The sequence below is a fragment of the Streptosporangium sp. CA-115845 genome (assembly GCF_050943795.1).
Classification (GTDB): Bacteria; Actinomycetota; Actinomycetes; order Streptosporangiales; family Streptosporangiaceae; genus Streptosporangium.
Genome location: NZ_CP191988.1, coordinates 1,675,201 through 1,695,965, shown reverse-complemented (window position 1 = coordinate 1,695,965; position 20,765 = coordinate 1,675,201). Strand labels below are relative to the sequence as shown.

19 protein-coding genes are annotated in these 20,765 nt (G+C 71.2%); 12 read left to right on the top strand and 7 right to left on the bottom strand.

Annotated elements, in window-relative coordinates:
• Nucleotides 1-198 precede the first annotated feature (198 nt).
• Entirely contained in the window at nt 199-708 is a 510-nt protein-coding gene (locus tag ACQP0P_RS10080) for a hypothetical protein (RefSeq protein ID WP_433373960.1), read from the bottom strand.
• A gap of 245 nt (nt 709-953) precedes the next feature.
• Between ACQP0P_RS10080 and ACQP0P_RS10075 the strand changes: the two genes are divergently transcribed.
• From ACQP0P_RS10075 to ACQP0P_RS10050, 6 genes are all read left to right on the top strand, one after another.
• On the top strand, nt 954-1,076 hold the full coding sequence (locus ACQP0P_RS10075) for a hypothetical protein (protein WP_433373957.1): 123 nt from the start codon (nt 954-956) through the stop codon (nt 1,074-1,076).
• A 67-nt stretch (nt 1,077-1,143) separates the two neighbouring features.
• Nucleotides 1,144-2,364: a helix-turn-helix domain-containing protein gene (locus ACQP0P_RS10070; RefSeq protein ID WP_433373955.1), complete on the top strand. Its 1,221-nt coding sequence runs from the start codon at nt 1,144-1,146 to the stop codon at nt 2,362-2,364.
• A gap of 445 nt (nt 2,365-2,809) precedes the next feature.
• Nucleotides 2,810-3,049, top strand: coding sequence for a hypothetical protein (locus tag ACQP0P_RS10065; protein ID WP_433373952.1), 240 nt, complete (start codon nt 2,810-2,812; stop codon nt 3,047-3,049).
• A complete protein-coding gene (locus ACQP0P_RS10060; protein ID WP_433373949.1) occupies nt 3,046-3,366 on the top strand; it encodes a hypothetical protein in 321 nt (106 codons plus the stop codon). The genes ACQP0P_RS10065 and ACQP0P_RS10060 overlap by 4 nt, the downstream gene beginning before the upstream one ends.
• 499 nt (nt 3,367-3,865) lie before the next feature.
• Nucleotides 3,866-4,000 carry a hypothetical protein gene (locus tag ACQP0P_RS10055; RefSeq protein WP_433373947.1) on the top strand — a complete coding sequence of 45 codons (135 nt, stop codon included), beginning with the start codon at nt 3,866-3,868 and terminating at the stop codon, nt 3,998-4,000.
• A gap of 2 nt (nt 4,001-4,002) precedes the next feature.
• Nucleotides 4,003-4,437, top strand: a complete 435-nt coding sequence (locus ACQP0P_RS10050; protein ID WP_433373944.1) for a plasmid mobilization protein — start codon at nt 4,003-4,005, stop codon at nt 4,435-4,437.
• A gap of 156 nt (nt 4,438-4,593) precedes the next feature.
• Here ACQP0P_RS10050 and ACQP0P_RS10045 read toward each other — a convergent pair whose 3' ends face one another.
• The 3 genes from ACQP0P_RS10045 to ACQP0P_RS10035 all read right to left on the bottom strand — a co-directional run bounded on the left by ACQP0P_RS10045 (nt 4,594) and on the right by ACQP0P_RS10035 (nt 10,200).
• Entirely contained in the window at nt 4,594-8,109 is a 3,516-nt protein-coding gene (locus ACQP0P_RS10045; RefSeq protein ID WP_433373941.1) for a DUF4153 domain-containing protein, read from the bottom strand.
• Nucleotides 8,110-8,375: 266 nt separating this feature from the next.
• Nucleotides 8,376-9,065 carry a response regulator transcription factor gene (locus ACQP0P_RS10040; RefSeq protein ID WP_433373939.1) on the bottom strand — a complete coding sequence of 230 codons (690 nt, stop codon included), beginning with the start codon at nt 9,063-9,065 and terminating at the stop codon, nt 8,376-8,378.
• A 193-nt stretch (nt 9,066-9,258) separates the two neighbouring features.
• Nucleotides 9,259-10,200 (bottom strand): GNAT family N-acetyltransferase, encoded by a 942-nt coding sequence (locus ACQP0P_RS10035; protein WP_433373936.1) that lies wholly within the window; start codon nt 10,198-10,200, stop codon nt 9,259-9,261.
• Nucleotides 10,201-10,533: 333 nt separating this feature from the next.
• Between ACQP0P_RS10035 and ACQP0P_RS10030 the strand changes: the two genes are divergently transcribed.
• The 5 genes from ACQP0P_RS10030 (at nt 10,534) to ACQP0P_RS10010 (ending at nt 18,000) form a co-directional block, all read left to right on the top strand.
• Nucleotides 10,534-11,382: an arylamine N-acetyltransferase family protein gene (locus tag ACQP0P_RS10030; protein WP_433373933.1), complete on the top strand. Its 849-nt coding sequence runs from the start codon at nt 10,534-10,536 to the stop codon at nt 11,380-11,382.
• Nucleotides 11,383-11,643: 261 nt separating this feature from the next.
• On the top strand, nt 11,644-13,326 hold the full coding sequence (locus tag ACQP0P_RS10025) for a protein kinase domain-containing protein (RefSeq protein WP_433373930.1): 1,683 nt from the start codon (nt 11,644-11,646) through the stop codon (nt 13,324-13,326).
• Nucleotides 13,323-15,044 (top strand): hypothetical protein, encoded by a 1,722-nt coding sequence (locus ACQP0P_RS10020; protein WP_433373927.1) that lies wholly within the window; start codon nt 13,323-13,325, stop codon nt 15,042-15,044. The genes ACQP0P_RS10025 and ACQP0P_RS10020 overlap by 4 nt, the downstream gene beginning before the upstream one ends.
• Complete coding sequence (locus ACQP0P_RS10015) at nt 15,037-16,605, top strand: serine/threonine-protein kinase (protein ID WP_433373925.1); 1,569 nt, start codon at nt 15,037-15,039, stop codon at nt 16,603-16,605. Before ACQP0P_RS10020 ends, ACQP0P_RS10015 begins: the two co-directional genes overlap by 8 nt.
• Nucleotides 16,606-16,632: 27 nt before the next feature.
• Complete coding sequence (locus tag ACQP0P_RS10010) at nt 16,633-18,000, top strand: hypothetical protein (protein WP_433373922.1); 1,368 nt, start codon at nt 16,633-16,635, stop codon at nt 17,998-18,000.
• A gap of 15 nt (nt 18,001-18,015) precedes the next feature.
• On the opposite strand, the gene ACQP0P_RS10005 is transcribed toward ACQP0P_RS10010, so the two are convergent.
• Nucleotides 18,016-18,936 carry a winged helix-turn-helix transcriptional regulator gene (locus ACQP0P_RS10005; RefSeq protein WP_433373920.1) on the bottom strand — a complete coding sequence of 307 codons (921 nt, stop codon included), beginning with the start codon at nt 18,934-18,936 and terminating at the stop codon, nt 18,016-18,018.
• A gap of 316 nt (nt 18,937-19,252) precedes the next feature.
• Here ACQP0P_RS10005 and ACQP0P_RS10000 point away from each other — a divergent pair, with 316 nt between their 5' ends.
• Nucleotides 19,253-19,444, top strand: a complete 192-nt coding sequence (locus tag ACQP0P_RS10000; protein WP_326636344.1) for a hypothetical protein — start codon at nt 19,253-19,255, stop codon at nt 19,442-19,444.
• An 81-nt stretch (nt 19,445-19,525) separates the two neighbouring features.
• On the opposite strand, the gene ACQP0P_RS09995 is transcribed toward ACQP0P_RS10000, so the two are convergent.
• Both ACQP0P_RS09995 and ACQP0P_RS09990 read right to left on the bottom strand, forming a co-directional pair.
• Nucleotides 19,526-19,837, bottom strand: coding sequence for a DUF3817 domain-containing protein (locus tag ACQP0P_RS09995; protein ID WP_433373917.1), 312 nt, complete (start codon nt 19,835-19,837; stop codon nt 19,526-19,528).
• Nucleotides 19,838-19,866: 29 nt separating this feature from the next.
• On the bottom strand, nt 19,867-20,658 hold the full coding sequence (locus ACQP0P_RS09990; protein ID WP_433373914.1) for an SURF1 family protein: 792 nt from the start codon (nt 20,656-20,658) through the stop codon (nt 19,867-19,869).
• Nucleotides 20,659-20,765 lie beyond the last annotated feature (107 nt).

Here is a 20,765-nt window from a genome sequence, read left to right as displayed (position 1 = left end):
ACTTGACACCGCAGCAGACGAACGTGATCGGCCGCTGGCCCTGAAGTCACCACGCCGCACGCGGAAGAAGCGAATCAAGACCGGAAAGTGGTCAAGGGGCTCGTTCCGATCGACTCGATCCGGGTCGGCACGGCATGGAGCTTCACAGGAAACCGCACGTGGCCCGGCGCGGGCCGCGTGCGGAGTCGGCGGGCCTTGTTACGCGGGCTCCAGGTGTCCCCTGAACCGGTAGGAGAACCCCTTGCCGGCGGGGGAGTAGGCGTCGATCTCCTGATAGCCGCCCGTGGCGGTCACCGGGATGCGCAGCAGCAGGTCGTCGCCGATGTGGTCGTCCTCCCACACCTCGATGGTGAACGAGCCTCCGGCGACGGTGGTCTGGCTCTTGTACGCCCCGGCGGCGCGCTCTGTGGAACCGGCGGTGCACACCGAATACTCCCATACCCAGCAGGTTCCGGCCTTGGTGTCGGCCTCGTCGCCATTGGTGGGCCAGCCGATGTACTCAGCACCGTTCGGACCTATGATCCGCACACGGATCTCGTCCTCGCCGCTCTCCTCCAGGTCGAAGGCCTGAAGCGAGCCGAACACGATCTTAAGGAGGAAGCCGGCGGCGGCCGTGGGAGGCTCGGCGGCCTGGGCCGGAGACGCAAGGGCCGCGACGAGTGTCAGCCCGGCGGCCAGCGTGCCGACCCTGGACAGAATGTTGTTCATGCGCTCCTCGTTTCCCGTTGGCAGGCGGACTCCAGGCGGAAATTGAGCCTGTGGTGGTAGCCGTTCATGTCGCCCCTGTGAGTGGTGATGACGTTCGCCATACAGCCTGTCGGGGGCGTCTTGTCGGCGGCTTGGAGCCTGCTGGTGGTGGGGGTCCGACATCAAGATCACGCCCCCGGGCGGATCACCGTCAGCCACCTGCGGTCATGGCGACATGAACCACCGGCGCGAAGCCCTCCGACTGGATGGCGGCCAACAAGGTCCCCCGTGCGCTCTTCACGGAACGCGCCGACGGCTTCCCCGATCACTCCACCCTGCCCGCCGCTATGGAACACGGCCAGGATCCGGCCGGCGAGGCGTTCCCCTGACGCGGCAAGGACACCACACGTAGCCTGAGGTTGTCGGGACCAGTGCGGATACGGGCGGGGCCTGCTCATGCGCGACGGCAGTACGAATGCCCCAGCCGCCGAAGAAGGCATCGGGCGGCGGATCGCTCAGGCTCGCAAGCTGCGCGGCCTGACACAGCAGCAGCTCGCTGACCGGGTGCCCTGTTCCAAGAGCCTGATCGCCCAGGTCGAACGGGGACACAAGCCGGCCACGCAGGCCCTCATCACCGCCGTGGCACGAACCCTGCGGATCGAGCTCGGCGAGCTGACCGGTCAGCCGTACCGGGATCCCGGCGCGCGCGAGGACCGGATCCATGAGTGCGTTCCGCAGATCCGGCAGGCGCTCCTGTCCTGGGACCTCCCCGACGAGGACGTCCCGCCGCCACCGATGGAGCAGCTCCGCGCGGACGTGCGGCGCGCGTCCGCACTGGGCAGACAGGCCCGGTACATCCAGCTCGGGGAGATGCTTCCGGGCCTGCTGGAGGAGCTGACCCGCGCCGTCCACGTCAGCGAGGGGACACGGCGCGACGAACTCTTCGGGCTGCTCTCCGAGGCGTACACCGGGGTGACGGCGATCGCCTACACGCTGGGCTACTTCGACCTGCGTGGCCTCGCCATGGATCGCGTGGCATGGGCGGCCCAGGCATCACAGGACCCGCTGCGGGTCGCCCGCACGCGGTGGCAGCGTTCGACGCTGTTCCTGGCCACGGCCTCCTACGACAAGGGGCTGATCCTCCTGGATCGGATACGGCGCGAGGTCGGCGAGGACCTCGGCCGGCTGACCGCCGCCGAACTGAGCGTGTACGGCGCGGCTCATCTCCGATCCGCGATCTTCGCTGCCCGTGCGGCTGACCGGCAGACCGCGTTCGACCACATCGAGCACGCACGCGAGGCCGCCCGCGTACTGGGCCGGGACGCGAACCACTACGGCCTGGAATTCGGTCCCTCCAACGTGATCATGTATGAGGTCGCGACAGCCGTGGAGATGTACGACGGCGGCGAAGCGGTCCGCCGCGCTCGGCATGCGGTGCTCCCTCCGGCGGTCGCACCGGTCCGGCTCGGCCACCACTACATCGACCTGGCCCGCGGCTGGCTCTACCACGGCGACCGCCAGAAGGCCCTGGAGACACTGCTCGCCGCCCGCCGGGTCGCCCCTCAACAGACCCGCAACCATCCGATGGTCCGCGAAACCGTCCGGATGCTCGTCAACCTCGAACGCCGACGCCCCCGAACCCTCAGCGGCTTCGCGAACTGGCTCGGCCTGCCGTAGCGGATCGACGTTTCACGAACCTGTGATACTTCACCGTCCACTACGACGGTCACGCTGTCCCCATGCACCGGGACACGAGATCGCCGCACACATCGGATGCCGAGGGTCTGCCCCTTCTGACCGACGACCAGACTGACGCGCCCGCCGAACAGCCGTCCTGCATTCGGCCTGCCGAGGGCCTGGCCGCCGTACTGAACGATGTCTGCAACGCCCTGTCCCGATCCGTCCTCGCCAGGCCGTCCCAGCCTGGACACCGGCATCATTCCGCGCCCTGCCCTGGGCGAACGGCCATCTGCGCCCCACACCGCGCAGCGCTCACCTCATCTTCGTACCGGCCACTCGGTCCGTACGGCGCACCCCTCCATGTCCTTGCCCGCCCCATGAAGCTCGCCCGTCCACCGCTGCGAACGTCCGGACAGGCCCTGATCAGATGGAGGTCCAATCAGTGAACGATGCCAAGTCCACCAACTCCGAGTCGACCATTCCCGGCCGGCGGTTGATCCTTAGTGATGCCGGGCGGTTGTGGGCCAGCCGGGAGGAGCCCTTCTGCGCTCTCGGGTTCCACGCCGGGGCCGAGCGGACGGTCGACGCCGACAGTCTGGAGGCACTGCGCGCCGAGACCGAGCGACAGGAGACCATCGCCAGACAGGCGCGGCAGCGGGCCGCCGGGCAGGTGATCTCATGATCCGCCGCTGCCTGGCCGCCGCCCGGGGCCGCCACCGCGACGGCCAGGCCGCCGCCCCGGTCCCGTACTACACCTGGGACCACGAGGCCCGCGCCGAAGCCGCGATGCTGCAGATCACCTGGCCCGGCTGGGCCGTGTTGTACGGAACGGGCAGCCGTCTCTTCCACGCGATCGCCACCTGGCCCACCCCCGAACCACTGCTCCTGTGCGACCGGACCATCGACGGGCTCAAGGCGCAGATGCGCGAGGCCGAGATGACCTCACTCCTGCAGCGTTGGGCGCTCACCTCCACCTCGGCCACCATCGGCCACTTCTGAACGGGCACGGCAGCCGCACCTTCCCCGACCTGGGCCGCCGTACCGCACGGGTGTGAAGAGACGCCCATGCGGTGCGCGACGCGGGTGGGCACGCCCTCACCCGGCCTGCCCGCGTCGCCCACGCAGAAGCCCCCTAAATATCCGAAAACGACATCTCGGAAGACGGCCTCGGCTCCGCGAGAGGGGTGATTTCTGTGATCTGGGTGACGAGGCATATCCACAGCGTGCAACGTTGACCCGCGATAGACCAGTCCGATGCTCTGCTTCCGAGGCCGGTTCGTATGACAACAACAGGGTAATCTGTATGACAGGGAAGGTCGTGGATGAGCAAGCCGCTCCCGATCATCGAACTGCCGTTGGATTGGGATGATTGGAACATCTCGACCATGCGCAACGGCATGGGATCTCGCGAGAGGAGATCGAGCAGGTCGTCCGCAACCTGCCTGACGTGCGCCAATCACGTAGGGATGGGAAACCTGTCCCTGATTACTACCTCCTGGTGGGGGTGACCGACGCGGGGCGATGTGTCACCGTGGTCGTCCTCTACCCCGTCGCCAGGAAGCGTGACTGGGGTGTGTACGAACTGGAAATCGCACGACCGGTTACCGCCTACGACACACCGAAGAAGGGGTGAGCATGACTGACAACGAACCGACCGCGCGGGACATCGCCGCGATGGACGAGGCTGAGCGCGCCCAGTGGTTCTACGACAACCGCGAGCAGGTCGCCGAAGAATCTACACCTGCCGTTCTCGACCGAGTCGTATCAGTACGGGTCAGCCCCGAAGACCTCGGCCTGCTGGCCGAGGCCGCGGCGGCAGCGGGAATGAAACTGAGCGCATGGTTGCGCAAGGTTGCGTTGGAAGCCGCAGCGATGGCACCTGCCACCCCGCCTGCGGCAGTGCTGTCTGGCGAGGAGACACGGCAGCTTCAGGATTCTGTTCTCAACATCGTGGAACTGCTGGAACGTAGCGGTATCAGGCTTGATACGGCAGCAGACGAGCGCGATCAATCGCTGGTTCTGAAATCACTACGTCGTCCGCGAAAGAAGAAGATCAAAGCCGGAAAGTAGTCCAAGAAGCCGAACCGCGAACACCGGACTCAAGGTGACGTACGGTTACACGTCCCGGCGGCGCCCAACGACGCCTCACCAGGGCTGGACACCCGGTCAGACGCCGTTTCGCGTGGTCAGCGAAGAAGCACCGTGAGATCGGTCCTTCGGGGTCGCTCAGTCCTGGTTGGGGATCTCCAGGCGGGAGAGGGTCTGCGGGCAGGGGACGCCGCTGAGCACCGGGCGGCGTTCCAGGAGGTCTCTTGCCTCGCGGCGGGCCAGGTTCCAGCCGTTCCAGGAGTCGGGACCGGCCAGGTCGTTGGCCGCGACCACGTCGCGCAGCACGCAGCTGCGGGACGGCTCGGGCAGCCGGTCCAGTACGGGGACCGCCTCGGCGCCGAGGTCGCCCAGGTATTCGAGGTCGATCCGGTCCACGCCCCGTACCGCGATCTGGGTCTCCGCGACCCGCAGGTCGGGGTTCCACACCGCGAACGCCAGCAGCGAGGCGCCCGTCATCAGCACCAGGGTCCTGGGCAGCCAGCGCGCCTGCCCGCGCCTGGTGAGCCGGGTCGCGCCCGCCGCGAGGACCAGGGCGAAGACCCCGCCCAGCCACCAGATCGCCGCCACCACCGAGGCCCGCAGCCGGGAGAGCCCGTAGGCCTCGGCGTACAGGTCCAGCCGGTGCATCGCGGAGAAGAGGATCACCAGGGTCAGCACGCAGAGCAGGCCGAGCAGCCCGGCCATCAGCCACCGGTCGAAGCCCTTGAGATCCAGCGTCCCCGAGGCGACCGCGACGATCGCCAGCACGAAGACGCTGACGATGACGAGCTGGAAGAACCCCGAACGCGCGTACTCGGCGTAGGTCAGGCCGGTGGCGGAGGCCACCCACCGGGTGGTGCCGAACAGCACGGTGAGCTGCATCCCCACGAACGTGGCGAACAGCAGGTTGAGCGCCGTCAGCGGAGTCACCCAGAGACCTCGGCCGACCGCGACCTTCAGGTCGGGGGCCTTCGGCTCGGCCACCGGCCGCAGGCCGACCAGCACGGCGGAGGCGACCACGGCCGCGAAGACCGCGAAGAGCAGGATCCGCAGCGGCAGCGACTCGGCCCAGTCCTGCGCGCTGAACACCTGCTGGACGGCCTCGGCGAAGACCGCGTCCGCCGAGGCGAACAGCGCCCCGAACACCGCCAGCAGCACGACGGTCAACCCGCCCCCGAACAGCAGGGGGACCACCTTCCGGCGGTCCGCGACACCTTTCAGCCTCGCTCCGAGGAACCACGGCACCGGCAGCAGGCCGAGGACCACCGACGCGCCTCCCCTGAGCACCCCGAGCCAGCCGCGCCCGGCCCCCGACAGAGCGAGCGCGGCCAGCAGGAACCCGGCCAGCAGGAGCATCCCGACCAGCCAGTCGGCGTCCCTGAACATCACCGTCGCGACCAGCCCGTAGGCGATCGCCCCGATCCCCGCCGACCACGGGGTGATCCTGCCGCGCACCGCGGGAATCGCCGCCGCCCCCATGGCGGCCGACACCAGCACGAGTCCGAGACCGGCCCTGCTGTACGGCACCGCGATCGCGGCGAGCAGCCCGACGGCGGCGGAGACCGGCAGCACCCACCGAGGGGTGTCCGGCAGGTCGGGCCGGGGGAAGACGGGCGGCGCCTCATACCTGCCGGGGCCTCCGGAGGCTCCAGGTCTTCCCTGTGGCTGAAAAGCCGGTCTGTATTCCTCCCTGATCGGCGCGAAACCTCCCGGGGAGCCGCTCCTGACACCCACCGGCTGCGCCGCTCTCTCCTTCTCCTGGACCTCCGGTACGGTGACGCGCTGCGCGACGGGTCCCCGCGCGGGAGGCCGGTCCGGGAGCGGTTCGCCGGCGGGCCAGGTCTCGCCGGCGGGCGTGGTGGCGCCGATGACCGTGCCGACGAACACGCCGACCATGAAGAGGACCGCACCGACGAACGCGGCCAGCAGGACGTCGAAGGCCGCGAGGCCGATGCCCACGATCACCGCGCAGACCAGCCCGGCGACACCCCCGAGGAAGAGACCGCTGAAGGCCCCGAGCCAGTTCCGCACCACGACCTGCTCACGGCGCCGGTCCCCGTCCCGCCTGTCCCGGACGAGGACCGGCTGGGGGGGAAACGGCTGCGCGGGCGAAGAGGACGGCGGAGGTGGCACGGCGGGCGCGTCGGACTCGGGAGTGGAGGCTTCGGGGTCCGTGGGGGCGGACATGGGGACGGACACCACCTGGTGCCCGGGCTCCCCGGCGGTGACCTCCCGTCGAGGAGCACCGGTCACGGTCGGCCCCAAGATCCCGGATGCCTGGTCGGCTCCGGCCGGTTCACCGGAACCGGAGTCGAGGTCGGCGGCCTCGCGAGGATCCGGCTGCCGATCACCCTCTGAGATCTCAGGAAGTTCCTGAGCGCTCCCGGTGACCTCGTGACGCTCGCCGACCCCCGTTGCTGTGCCGCTCGCCGGCGAGGCGGAAGGCGTGGAGGCGGCGAGGTCCTCGGAGGCCTCGCTCACCTGGGCCTTTCCAGGGGCGGAAGGCGTCGAGACGACGGGATCCGCGATCTCACGCACAGGGGCCCTGTCCGATCTCGCAGGGGCCTTGTCCGGGGCGCCGTCGTGCACTGCCGCGGAGTTCGCCTCGGAGGAATTCGCTCCGGAGGAGGAATCGTCCCTGGCAGGCGGAGACGGGGGGTTCATCTCAATCCTTTCTGGAAGGTCGGTCACTATCTGGCAGCCGGGAGCGTCTTCGACGTGGATGGAGCCGCCGTGGAGTTCGACGATCTCCTTGGTGATGGCCAGGCCCAGCCCGGCGCCGCCGTCGTCGGCGGCCCGTCCGGCGTCCAGGCGGGAGAAGCGCTCGAACGCCCGCGCCCGGTCCTCGGCCGCGATCCCCGGTCCCTGGTCGCGCACCCGGAGCCGGACGCCCTCTCCCCTGGCCGCCGCCGCCAGCACCACGGTCCCGCCGTCGGGACTGTGCCGCACCGCGTTGTCCAACAGGTTGGCGAGGACCTGCGCGAGCAGGTCGGGGTCGGCGCGCACGCTCAGTCCTTCCGGGACCTCGCAGCGGGCCGCCACGCCCTCCCTGGCCAGCACGGCCTCCCGGAGGGCCTGCTCGCAGAGCGGGCGCAGTTCGACGTCCTCACGTTCGATCAGCCGGGCACCGGACTCCAGCCGGGACAGGTCGAGCAGCTGCGCGACCAGCCGGCCCAACCGCTCGGTCTGGGCGAGCGCGGTGCCGAGGGTGACGGGATCGGGCTCCGAGACCCCGTCGACCACGTTCTCCAGCACCGCCCGGAGCGCGGTGATCGGCGTGCGGAGCTCGTGGCTGACGTTGGCCACCAGATCCCGCCGCTGCCGGTCCACCTCGCCCAGATCGGCGGCCATCGCGTTGAAGGCTCGGGCGAGCTCGCCGACCTCGTCACGGGAGGTCGCGGTGACCCGCAGGCCGTACCGGCCCTTGGCGATGGTCTGCGCCGCGGCGGCCATCTCGCGGAGCGGCTTGGTCATCCCCCGCGCGAGCAGCTGCACCATGATCAGCGCGAACACGGCGGCCACCGCGACGCGCACGTTGCGCGAGTAACCGGCGTTGAGACCGACCTCGTTGACGACGAACGCCGCCACCACGGCCAGCAGGATCACCATGCCGAGCTTCACCTTGATCCGGCCAAGGAAGTCGAGAGGTCTCAAGGGTCGGCGCATCCCGGTGTCGGAGGAAAAGGGCATATGAGGGTTGAGTGCCGGAGAGGGCGATCGGTTCGGACCCGGGTGTGCTCCCCGCCCGGCGCGGATGGAATCCCCGCCGGACGCGAGCTCGTTTCCGGGCCGTATCGGAACCCGCGTTGACGGCGTGATATGTGTTCACCGCTTGTCTGTGCTCCGTTCCTCAGCGGAGGTCGCGAACCTGAGGTCGCCGGGGCGGCCTGAGCCGGCGAGGGGCGCCCCCGGGCGTGCGTTCACTGCCGGACGAGGGCGTAACCGACGCCGTGGACGGTACGGACGACGCCGGGGCCGAGCTTGCGGCGCAGAGCACGGACGTGGCTGTCGACGGTACGGGTCGCCGCGGCCTCGGAGAAGCCCCAGATGTCCGCCAGCAGCCGCTCCCGCTCGAAGACCTGGCCGGGGCGCTCGGCGAGGCGGCAGAGCAGGTCGAACTCGGTCCTGGTCAGCTGGGCCTCGTCGCCCCGCACGTAGACCCGGCGCTCGGCGGTGTCTATCTCGACGTCGGCGACGCGGATGACCGTGTCGGCCACGGCCAGCTGGGAGGCCCGCTCGACCCGGCGGAGCAGGGCGTGCACCCGGGCGACCAGCTCGCGCATGCTGAACGGCTTGGCCATGTAGTCGTCGGCCCCGACCCCGAGCCCCACGAGCAGGTCGGTCTCCTCACCCAGTGCGGTGAGCATGAGCACCGGGACCGGCCTGGCCGCCTGCATCCGCCGGCACACCTCAAGACCGTCGAGGCCGGGCAGCAGCCGGTCGAGCACCACCACGTCGGGCCCCGTCTTCGCATAGGCGGCCAGCGCCGCCTCCCCGTCCCCGACGACCAGCACGTCGAAGCCCTCGGCGGCCAGCCTGTGGCGTACGGCCCGTGCGATCGTCTCGTCGTCCTCGACCACGAGGACACGTCGTTGCTGAGGGGTTGCCATGCCCGGCAGCGTAGACCGGAGCCGTGCAGAAGACCTGCGGTGAATTGTGAAGGTTCTGCGCACTCGCCAGGCGCACCGTCTCCGGACGAACACGGATGAACTTCGAGGCCGTGGCCGAAGCCGCCGTCCGCGTTCCGGTCTGCGAGCACCGGGCGGGGCCTCCGCGAGAGCGGCGGCCCCGCCCGGTCCGGGGTCAGGCGAGGATCAGGCGGTGGCCGGTGATCCGGTAGCCGATCCGGGCGAACGAGGCGGCCATGGGCGTGTTGCCCACATCCGTGTTGTCGTTCACCTGGGGCTCATCCTCGGCGCTGAAGATGTGCAACGCCTCGATGGCCAGGTCGTCGGCGTAACCGTGGCCGCGGTGGGCCGGGTCCACCCCCAGGTAGCCGATCGTGGCGCTCCTGGAGTTGCGGGTGGGCATCACGACGCCGACGAGTTCCCCCGACGCGTCACGGGCGAGCCGCCACCGGCCGCGTCCGCCCGGCATGTCCGCGATCTCGGTCAGGGCCTGCTCGGCCGTCGCCCGCGCGCCCTGCTCCGCGAGGTGGCGCCGGTCCCAGTCGTCGAGGCTGCCCTCTTTGACGCGTGCCAGCAGGTCCAGCATCACCTCGTCGTCGTCGGCCGGGGCGAAGGTGAGCCGGGCGGGCCTGGGCGGCAGGCCGTACTCGGGAAGCCAGCGCAGGTTGAGCCGCTCGACGGACTGCCGCAACCCGGCCCGCTCGGCGGCGGCGATCCGGTCGGAGGCGTCGGCGAACGCCTCGGGCTGCTCGCGCCAGCCGGCGGGCAGGAACAGGTGGTAGTCGGGCCGGGTGCCGGACGGTGTGGCGTACCCGGGCGTGACCAGCGCCGTGTACGCGGCCCGCAGCAGGGCGGCGCCCACCTCGACCCGGTCGGGTCCGAACCCGGGGTCGAACCAGTCGAGACTGAAGGGATGCTCGGAGCCGGGAGGCCCCCAGAATCCGGCCCTGGCGACGACCTCGTCGCCGCGCAGCGCGACCCAGACCCATCCGGACCGGTAGCCGAGCTTGTCGAAGGGCAGGTTGCGGGCGCCCACGCCGGAGGCGGGCAGCGCGCCGTAACGGTGGAACAGGTCGAACTCGTCCGCGTCGAGCGGACGGAAACGCAGATCGGACAAAGAAGACTCCAGAAAACAGGTGCGCTTCCCGGATCTCAGGCGGTCTGTCGCCCGAGGCGGGAGCGCGTGACCAGGGTGGCGAACATGTACTCCTCACCTCCTCACACTCGAAGGGACGGTCAGGCTACCGGCGTGCCCGTCGCGCCCTCAACCGGATAAACGGGCGCCGTCCCGGCGGGACCGGCGCCATCCGGTCCACCGCCCGCGCACCTCGTATCGCGGCGCCGGGCGTCGTCCATCGGTACCCGGGCCGTGCGCCGTGCCCGCCCTCACCGGACGCGCCACGCCCCGGCATCGCTAGGTCCGCGACCGTCCCGGCGTTACCGTGACAGAGTGATCGATGTCACCGGGTACCTCCGCAGGATCGGTGTCAGGGTCGACGGACCCCCGAGCGTGGAGTCGCTGCACCTGCTACACCGGGCACACGTGCGGCGAGTGCCGTACGAATGCCTGGAGATCTGGCTGGGCCGGCCGACGACCGTCGACCCCGTGGAGTCGGCCGTGCGGATCATCGGGGGCCGGGGCGGCTACTGCTACCACCTCAACGGGGCGTTCTCCCTGCTGCTGGAGGCGCTCGGCTACCGGGTGAGGAGGCACGTGGGCGGGGTGCAGGGCAAGGCCGAGGGGCCGCCGAACATAGACGGCGGCCATCTCGTACTCACCGTCTCCGGCCTGCCCTGCCCGGACAACCCCACAGGTGAGTGGCTGGTCGACCAGGGCCTCGGCGACGCGATCCACGACCCGCTCCCGCTCGTCGAGGGCACCTACCGGCAGGGCCCCTTCACCTACGGCCTGCGCCCCTCCGAGGTGGAGCCCGGCGGATGGCGGTTCGACCACGACCCGCGCGGCGGTTTCCTCGGTATGGACTTCCGCGTCGGACCCGCCGAGATGTCGGAGTTCGCCGCGATGCACGAGTTCCTGTCCACCTCCCCCGAGTCGGGCTTCGTCCGGGTGGCCACGGTCCAGCGGCGCGACGCGAGCGGTGTCGACGCGATGCGGGGCCTGGTCCTCACCCGGGTCGGCGACCGCGAGCACACCCTGATCGCGCAGACCGAACGTGACTACTTCGAGATACTGGCCGACGTCTTCGCCCTCCAGCTGTCCGACGTCACCTCTGCCGAACGCGCCAAACTCTGGCAGCGCCTGTGCACCGCCCACGAGAGATGGTCAGATTTCCAATGATTCAAGCGGCGGCTCGGCCGAGCCGGGAGACGTGACCTCCCCCGCCCGTACGAGCGCCTGATCTCGGCTCCAGGCTGTCGGCGGCACGCTCGCTCGATTGAAATGTGCGGGCGCCCGGTCCCGGCTCCATCGCGTTGTGAGGATGCCCAAGACACCACGTAAGCGGAAACCAGGTCTCAATGCGGCAGGCGGAATCCCTTTTCATTGGTTCATGTGCCGCTAAGTGACTATGTTGCTGTCCGCGATGGGATAGCGAACGGGGTGAGCAGGATCGACACTCAAGTGCTGGCGGACCGCTATCGGCTGCTCAACCCTCTCTCCGAGGGCGGGGCGGGCACGGTCTGGCTCGCCGCCGACGAGGTGCTCGGCCGTGACGTGGCGGTGAAGGAGGTGCGGCTCCCACCCGACCTCGATCCCGCCAGGCGGCAGGAGGTCCTCGCCTCGGCGCTTCGCGAGGCCAACCTCGCCGCCCGGCTCAAGCATCCCTCGATCGTGACCGTCCACGACGTGGTCATCGACCAGGAGCGGCCCTGGCTCATCATGGAGCTGCTGTCGGGCGCGTCCCTGGAGCAGACGGTCCGCGGCCGGAGCCCGCTGCCGGTGCACCAGGTGGCCAGGATCGGCGTGGGCATCCTCAGCGCACTCGGCGCCGCCCACGCCGCCGGGGTGGTCCACCGCGACGTGAAACCGGGCAACGTCTTCCTCACCAGGACCGGCAAGGCGGTCCTCACCGACTTCGGCATCGCGGTCGTCGACGGCGAGCTCACCTCGGGCCGGACCGGCCACCTGATCGGCTCGCCCAACTACATCGCGCCGGAACAGTTGCGCGGCGAGCGCGGCGGCCCCGCCTCCGACCTGTGGTCCCTCGGCGCCACGCTCTACTTCGCCGTCGAGGGGACGCCGCCGCACCCGGCGGAGACCCCCATCGCGGCGATCGGCCGGGTGCTCACCGAGCCGCCCAGGCCGCCGGAGCGCGCGGGCGGGCTGGGCCCGCTGCTGATGCTCATGCTCGACCCGGCTCCCGAGGCCCGGCCGTCGTTCGACGCCGTCGCCCGCTCTCTGGCGGAGCTGGCCACCGGCCATCCGCCCGCCGGAGCCGGCGGAGCCGGCGGGGTCGCCGGGGTCAGCGGGGTCGGCGGGGTCAGCGGGGTCGGCGGCACCGCCGGGGTCGCCGGGATTCCAGCCGCCGCACCGCCCCTCTCTCCGCCGCCCGCCGCCCCCGCCATCCCTGCCGTCACCGACCCCGTTCCCGCCCCGGTACGGCCGCCCGAGCCGGGCCGGGGGCGTGCGCTGCGATGGGCCGCCGCCGAGATGGCCGGGATCGTGGCGGTCATCGGGGTCACCTTCGGGGTGACGTTCCTGCTGACCTCGGACCCGACGTCCGCCGAGAGGGCGGTCAGGCTCAGCGAGAGTCCCGGTGCCTTCAGCACCCCCGTGGACGTGTGCGAGCTCATCCCCGGTACCAGGGCCAGGCAACTGCTGCCCGCGCTGGCGGGCGAGGGCAAGCCCACCAACGACGGGGGCTGCCAGTGGGCGGTCAGGGGCATGGGACTGGAAGTGCGTCTCCCCGGTAACAAGCAGTGGGGCAAGAGCCCCCAGCAGGCCCACGAGCTGTTCGTGAACCAGCGCCAGAGCGCCATACCGAGCGGGGGGAGCGCCTGGAGCTGGCCGGAGATCCAGGCCGGTGTCCGCTCCGCCCGCTCCACGGCACCGAGGGCCGTGGCCCCCGTCGGGGAGGAGTCGTTCGGCTACGACGTCTACGAGAACCGCATGACAGGCAGGCTGGAGCAGAGCTACGTGATCATCCGCGTGGACAGCCTCGTGCTGGAGGTCGGTTACACCGTGGTGGACGGCAGCAAGGACGGCCCGGCGATCCAGGCGGGCGCCCACACAGCCGCGACGTGGGTCGCGAACGCGTTGAACAACCAGAAAGCGGGCGAATGAACCATCCAGACGTCCCCCTATCGCAGGGCAGGCACGCGGGCGGGCACACCGCTCCCGCGCCGGGGCCGGGGATCGCCGGAGCCGGGGTCCCGCCCATGCTTGAGCAGAGCTCGCTGGAGCAGGTGATCACCCGGTTCGGGCCGATGTCCCCGCAGCGGGCCGCGGTGGTCGGCCTGGCCGTGCTGGACCAGCTCGTGGTGATGCACCGGCAGGGCATGCTGCACGGGGCTGTGCGGCCGAGCTCGGTGCTGCTCGGCCCGTACGAGCAGATCATCCTCGCCCCGCCTTCCCTGCCGTCCTCGCTCTTCACCTCTCCCGAGGGCGTGACCAGCCCCGCCGCCGACCTGTGGTCGCTCGGCGCGACCCTCTACACCGCCGTCGAGGGCCGCCCGCCGTCGCCGGGCGGCTCCCTGGACAACGCGGGCCCGATCGCGCCCGTGCTGTTCCGGCTGCTCGCGGGCGACCCCACCCAGCGGCCCGACCCCGACACCCTGCGCAAGATCCTGCTCGACGTCTCCCAGTACCGTCCAGAACCTCCCGCCTCACCGCCCTCCGGGGGTGCGCCCTCCCAGGTCTCCGTCCCCGCCGCCCCGGGGGCACCGGCGGCCTTCGGGCAGGCGACCCTCCCGGCCGCCGGGGCACCGGCCCCCCAACCGCCGGGCGGCCTCGAAGCACCCGCGGCCGGACAGGAGGGCGGGACCGTTCCGGTCACCGAGGCGGAGGTGACCACGCCCTTCAGGAAGAACCTGACCGAGCAGATATCCGCCGTCACCGCCGGACTCACCCTCCAGGACATCCCGGCCCCCCAGCAGGCCGCGCCCCCTGCTCCGAACGCGCCGGCCACCTGGCAGGGCCCGCTCCCTCCCCTGGACACACCGGCCGCCTGGCAGGGCCTGCCCCAGGGCCCGCCCCACCAGGACCTGTCCCACCCCGGCGCGCCCTACCAGCACGGTGCCCCGCCATCCCCCTCGAACCCCCTGGACGCCCCCACCTCACGCGAGCCGGCCTCCATTCCCGACGCGGCGAGAGCGACGGCGGACGAGCCCACCGAGCGTTCCACCCGGACGACGGGGATACTCGTGCCCCGGCCGGTCGTGGCACTGACCGGGGTGCTGCTCTTCGGCATGGCGGTCAGCATCGGCATCCTGCTCACCTCGGTGCTCGCCAACGCCGACGACGTCTCCGCCGAACCCTCCGGGGCCAAGGGGCGCTTCGCCGCGGCGCCCCGGGCCTGTGGCCTGCTCGACGACAAGCAGGTGAACCAGCTGGTACCGGGCTTCAACAGTTCGGAGGTCGAACACTCGGCGTGCGACTGGCTCAACCGGTACGACTGGCGCAAGCCCAACGTGGAGAAGTACGACCTGCGGATCCGGCTGATCGCCCAGAAGCAGAACGGGTCGGAGGTCGCGAGAGCGAAGGAGTACCTGGCCGGCAAGAAGAAGGACACCCTCGAAAAGGGCCAGTTCGCCACCCCCAAGCCGCTCCCGCCCAAGGACCTGCGAGGGCTCGGCGAGGAGGCGTTCACCTCCGGCGGCCACAACTCCATCAACCTGTACGGCGGGTCCTACAAGACGACGGTGGTCTTCCGGATCAGCAATCTGATCGCCGAGGTCGACTACGAGCGGGGCGGTGTCAAGGAGGACCCGGACGGCAAGATCGCCGAAGGCGCGTTGCAGGCGGCGCGCTGGCTCGCCGAGTCCCTGAAGACCGATGGCTGACCCGGCGGCCGGCCCGCTGCCCGTGCTGGCGGGCCGCTACCGGGCGCTCGCACGGCTCGGCGCGGGCGGGATGGGCGTGGTGTGGCGGGCCCGTGACGAGCTCCTGCACCGCGAGGTGGCGATCAAGGAGGTCACGCTCGCCCCGCACCTGCCCCAGGAGCACCGCGACGAGATGCGGGAGCGCACCATGCGCGAGGCCCGCGCCGCCGCCAGGCTCGGGCACCCGTCCATCGTGGCCGTCCACGACGTCATCGCCCAGGACGGCCGCCCGTGGATCGTGATGGACCTGGTCAGGGGCCGTTCGCTGGACGACGCGATCCGCGCCGACGGGCCACTGCCGCCGCACCGGGTGGCCGTGATCGGCCTGGCCGTGCTGGACGCGCTGGCACTCGCGCACAGCCGGGGCATCGTGCACCGCGACGTCAAACCGGCCAACATCATGCTCGCCCAGGACGGCGGGGTGCTGCTGACCGACTTCGGCATCGCCGCGGTGGAGGGCGACGCCCAGCTCACCTCACCGGACGCGCTGGTCGGCTCCCCCGGCTACATCGCTCCCGAGCGGCTGCGCGGCATCGGCGACGGCCCGTCCGCCGACCTGTGGTCCCTGGGCGCGACCCTGTACGCGGCGGTCGAGGGCCAGGGGCCCTTCCGGCGCGACACGCCGGTCGCCACCATCGGTGCGGTACTCACCCAGGAGACCCCCTTCCCCTCCCGGGCCGGGCAGCTGGCTCCCGTACTCCTGGCCATGCTGGCCAAGGATCCCCGGCAGCGGCCGGGAGAGTCGGGGCTGCGCGCCGCGCTGCGGCAGATCGCCCAGGGACTGCCGGCGGGACCGCTCTCCCCGGCGACCGCACCGCGGGTTCCGCCGCCCCAGGCCGTGTCATCCCAGGTCACGGCACCCCAGGCCACGGCTCCGGCACCGGCCGGACCGCGTCGTACCGGCCTGATCGTCGGAGCCTCGCTGGCCGTGGTCGCGGCGGTGGTGGCCGGTACGGTGCTGCTGACCATGGGCGGGCCGGAGACCCCCGAGACACCGTCGCGGGCGGCGAACGCCGGGCGGTTCGCCACCGCCCCCGACCCGTGCACGCTGCTGACCGAGCCCCAGGTCGAGGTCGCGGTGCCGAGCGCGTCGCCGCTGTCCATGAAGGCCACCCAGAACAGTGAGCCCTACTGCAGCTGGGACGACTCCCTGAGCGACAGCCGTACCGACCGCAGGTTGCGAGTCGCGGTCGGTCACAAGGCACCCACCCCCGGCAAGAGCGGCCCTGACACCGCTCACGCGTTCTTCGTCTCCGAACGCACCTCGGTCGTCGCCGACCAGGGCAACGGCCTCCTGGGTTCCACCGGCCCGCTCAGGAACATCGGCCGGGTCGGGGCGGAGGCGTTCTCCTACGATGTGGTCGCCCTGGAGCGGATCTACTCCGTGATCCGGTTCCGGGTGAGCAACCTGCTGGTCGAGGTCAACCTGTCGGAGACGGGAAAGCGTGCCGGAACCGCGCTGCGGCAGGATGCCCTGAAGATCGCGCGCCAGGTCTCCGAGGAGCTGAACAGCCGTGACTGAGAAACGCGCCACGACGGGAGGGTTCGCATGACCGATCCCAGCCTCCTGGCCGGGCGCTACCGTCTGCTGGAGCGCAGCGACCGCGCGGGCACGAGCTGGCGCTCGCGCGACGAACTGCTCCGCCGCGACGTCACGATCTCCGAGGTGCCGCTGCCGCCACCCGGACCGTCCCGCGACCGCCTCCTCGGTCAGGTCCGCGCGGCCGCGGGCCTGCGGCACCCCGGTGTCACCGCCCTGCACGACGTGCTCTCGGGTCCCGACCGGCTGTGGCTGATCATGGAGTCGGTCGAGGGGCGCTCGCTGCTCCAGTCCGTCCGGGCGGACGGCCCGCTCCCCGCCGAGCGGGCGGCCGAGATCGGGCTCCGCGTGCTGGACGCGCTGGCCGCCGCCCGCGCGCTGGGCGTCCACCTGGCCGCCGCTCCCGACAGCGTGCTGCTCGTCCCCGACGGGCGGGTGGTGCTGACCGGTGTCGCCGCCCTCGGGTCCGCCGACGAGCTGCGCGACCTGGGCGCCACCCTGTTCACCGCCGTCGAGGGCCGGGCTCCGCACACCGGTTCCCGTCCGGCTCCGCTGACGGCGGACGGTACGCCGCTGGCCGAGCCCGGCAGCGGCTCGACGGCTTCCGGCCCGCTGGCCCCGCTGGTCGAGGAACTGCTCGCCGCCGGGCCCGGCCACCGGCCCGACGCCACCTCGGTACGGCTGACCCTGGAGCGGGTCGCCCCCCTGCCCGCCCGCGGCGGGCACGGGGAGCCCGCAGCCCGCGGCGGCCCCCGCAGGACGCCTGTCCTCGCCGCCGCTGCCGCCGCCCTCGCCGTACTCCTCCTGGGCGCCGCCTACTGGTTCTGGCCCCGCACCACCGAGTCCACGCCGGGGTCCACGGCGGGGTCCACGCCGGTCGCGCTGCCCGCCGCCTTCGCGCGCACGCCCGACCCCTGCACGCTCATCTCCGCCAAGCAGGCGGACGACCTGGCACTGGACACCACTCCCACGAAGGAGAAGAAGGAGTGCAAATGGGTGACCAATGACTCCGGGCAAACTTCGAACCTGCGGTACACCCTGTGGATCTCCGCCTTCGGCTTCACCTCCGACAAGGAGGCCCGGCGTACCTACGCCAGGTTCCTCAAGGAGGCCCGCGAACGGACCAGGACGAATGTGGGAGCTCCCCTCACCCACGTCAAACCGGTGGAGGCACTGGCCGGGATCGGCTCCGAGGCCTACCGCGGCGAGGTCACCAACCAGCTGACCTACAACAGCTCCGTGGGCTTCCGCGCGGCCAACCTCGTGATCATCGTCCAGTACCAGCGCGGCGTCCCCGAAGACGCCAACGGCACTACCCGCGAGGGGGCGCTCAGGATCACCCGGTGGATCCTCGAAAGGCTCAGCCGCGAGGGCTGAGCTCCGATCCGGACCTCAGCCGGGCAGCAGGAAGCGGACCTCGCGGCGTTCGAGTGGCCGGCCGCAGGCTCTGCACAGCAGTACCGGCCGGAAGGCCGCGCCGCAGCGCAGATGGGTGACGGACAGGGCCGAACCCGCGGCGGCGGGGAGCTCACGCTGGGCCCAGTCGACCAGGAGGGCGAAGACCTCGAAGAAGGCCAGCCCCCTGTCGGTGAGACGGTAGGAGCCGTCGGGCCGGGGGTCGAAGACGCCCAGCTCGACGAAGCGGCGCAGCCGATCGGTGAGCACCGAGGGCGCGATGCCGAGGCCGGACTGGAAGTCGACGAAGCGGCGGGTGCCGAGGAACGCCCCGGCCAGCACGCTGGTGCTCCACCGGTCGCCGAGGATCTCCATCGACGCCGGGCAGTAGCCGATCAGGTCGGCCGGGGTGCCGGAGCGGACCGTGCGGCGGTGCCGCCGAGGCGGGCCGATCCGGGAGAAGGCGGCCTGCGGCCCCGGCTCGATCCTGGTGTCGCGGGCACTCATCGGCTCCAGGCAGATCCCGCACCCGAGGCGGGGCTTGGCGTCCTGACCGCACAGCTCGTGCAGCAGCGGGGGAAAGCGCCCCGAGGAGACCCAGTCGCGCTCCCACGCCTGGATGGCCACCAGCAGTGCCCACAGCCGGAGCCCGCGCTCCGTCAGCCGGTACTCGTAGCGGGTGCGGCCGTCGCGGTACGCCGACAGCTCGAAGATGCCGTGGTCGACCAGTTCCCTGAGCCTGGCCGCGAGGACCGACTCGGAGATGCCCAGCGCGTCGCGCCAGCCCGCGAAGGTCCGGATCCGCAGCAGGAACGCCCGCTGCAGGATCAGCAGCACCCACCGGTCTCCCAGGATCGCCAGCGCCTGCCCGATCGCACTGAGTTCGGCTCGCACCGGCTCCCGCTCAGCGCCGTCCACAACGTGTCCTCCAGATGGTCGTGTGATCGTTCCCGATAAACATGATCGTTCCGGCCTCCGGCGAAACCGCCGAACCAACAATCCGCCACTACCCGGACAGGCCGCCGCGATCCCCGGCCGGGCCGCGGTCACGGAACTCGCCGAGGCGTCCGGAGCAGGCGAGGCGGCTCCGGCGTGGCGGCGCTCAGGGCACTGGCGGAGCAGCAGGAATCACGATATATCTCGGTTGGAACCACGCGGCGGGTCCACACGTTGGACTGGCGACGCACAATGAATAGAGACGGGGCATCCGCCCCGTGTTCGGAGGATGTTGAGGATGTCGCCCATCCAGAAGTACGCGATCGGCGCCGGAGCAGTGGTGTTCCTGTCGTGGCTGTTCCTGCCGGGTTTCCTGACGTTGCTGATCCTCCTGGGCGTCGTCGCCGCCCCGGTCGTCGGCTACCTGATGCTCGACCCGTCCCAGCGCGAGCGGCTCAAGCGCGCCCGACGCCGCGGTCTCGGCCGCTGACGCGAAGACCGTCCCACCCGTCAAGGCCCGGCCTCGCGAGCCCACATCCCGGGGTCGCGGCAGCCGGGCCTGCGGGGACCGTCAGGCGGTGGCGGCCACCAGCTCCGATTCCACCCGGCGGGTGACCTTGCGCTCGAACACGAACGAGAGCAGCGGCACGGTGCCGGCGAGCATCACCCCGAGAATGTACGGCCACGTCCAGCGCGCCTTCATGCCCAGGTTCATCGCGGCCACGAGATAGAGCATGTAGAGGAAGCCGTGGATCGGGGAGACGATCTTCGAGGGCTCCTCGATGCCGAAGCCGTACCTGAGCACGATGCAGGTGACCAGGACGAGCAGCATCACGCCGACGATGTACGCCAGGATGCGAAAGGGCTTGAGAGCGGATTCCACGGTCGGTTACCTCGGTCTTGGGGTTCGGTTCACGGGACGGTGCGAGCTGGCAGAGCGGGGGTTTCCGGAGCGGCGTCGGGAGCGGCGTCGGGGGTGTCCTCCCGCGCGCGGCCGCGCAGCGCGTCGCGTACGAAGTGCCACCACATGAAGACCGCGAACAGCCCGAAGATCCACCACTGGGCGGCATAGGCGAGGTTGCGCCAGGTGAGCACCCCGGACTGGGTCGGCGGGGGGACGTTCACCGGTTTGGCCGCGACCGCGGGAGCCGGTGACTGCCGCTCGGCCACCACGAACCCGTTACGCAGCTTCGTGTCCCGCCAGAGGTTGATCAGTTCGGCCGACGACACGGTCAGCACCTGCCCCTGCGGCAGCTGCCGGGTCCGGCGCTGGACGCTGTCGGTGGCCTCCGAGAGCTGCAGCCGCCCGCTGACGGTCACCCTGCCCTCCGGCACGGCCGCCACGGCGGGATCCTGCGCCGTGGCCACCCAGCCACGCACGACGGGAACGAAGGTTCCGTCGCCGAGATCGAGCGCCGTGAGCAGCCACAGGCCCCCGTCGCGTTCGGCCACCAGCAGCTGCTTCGAGGCGTCGTAGCTGCCTTCCGCGGTCACCCTGCGGCTGACCGCGTCGGCCGCCATGTGCTCTCCGGGTGTGGTGAGGGTGGCGACCGCCACGGGGGCGGGGTCGACCGATGCCCGGGGCCCACCGGACTCCTCGAAGACGCCGAGCTGCCACCTGCCCAGCAGCCCGCACACGACAAGAGCTCCGATCGCGAGCAGGTGGAGCACCACCACGCGGGCGGAGAACAGGGTGCGGAGCATGACACCACGCTATCCGCCCCGGTAGGCGGTCCGGTCCTCAGCACCCACCTCGGCCCGGTGCGGGAACGAGCCTTCCGTGAAAATGGACAAATCAGTGTTGGGGAGGC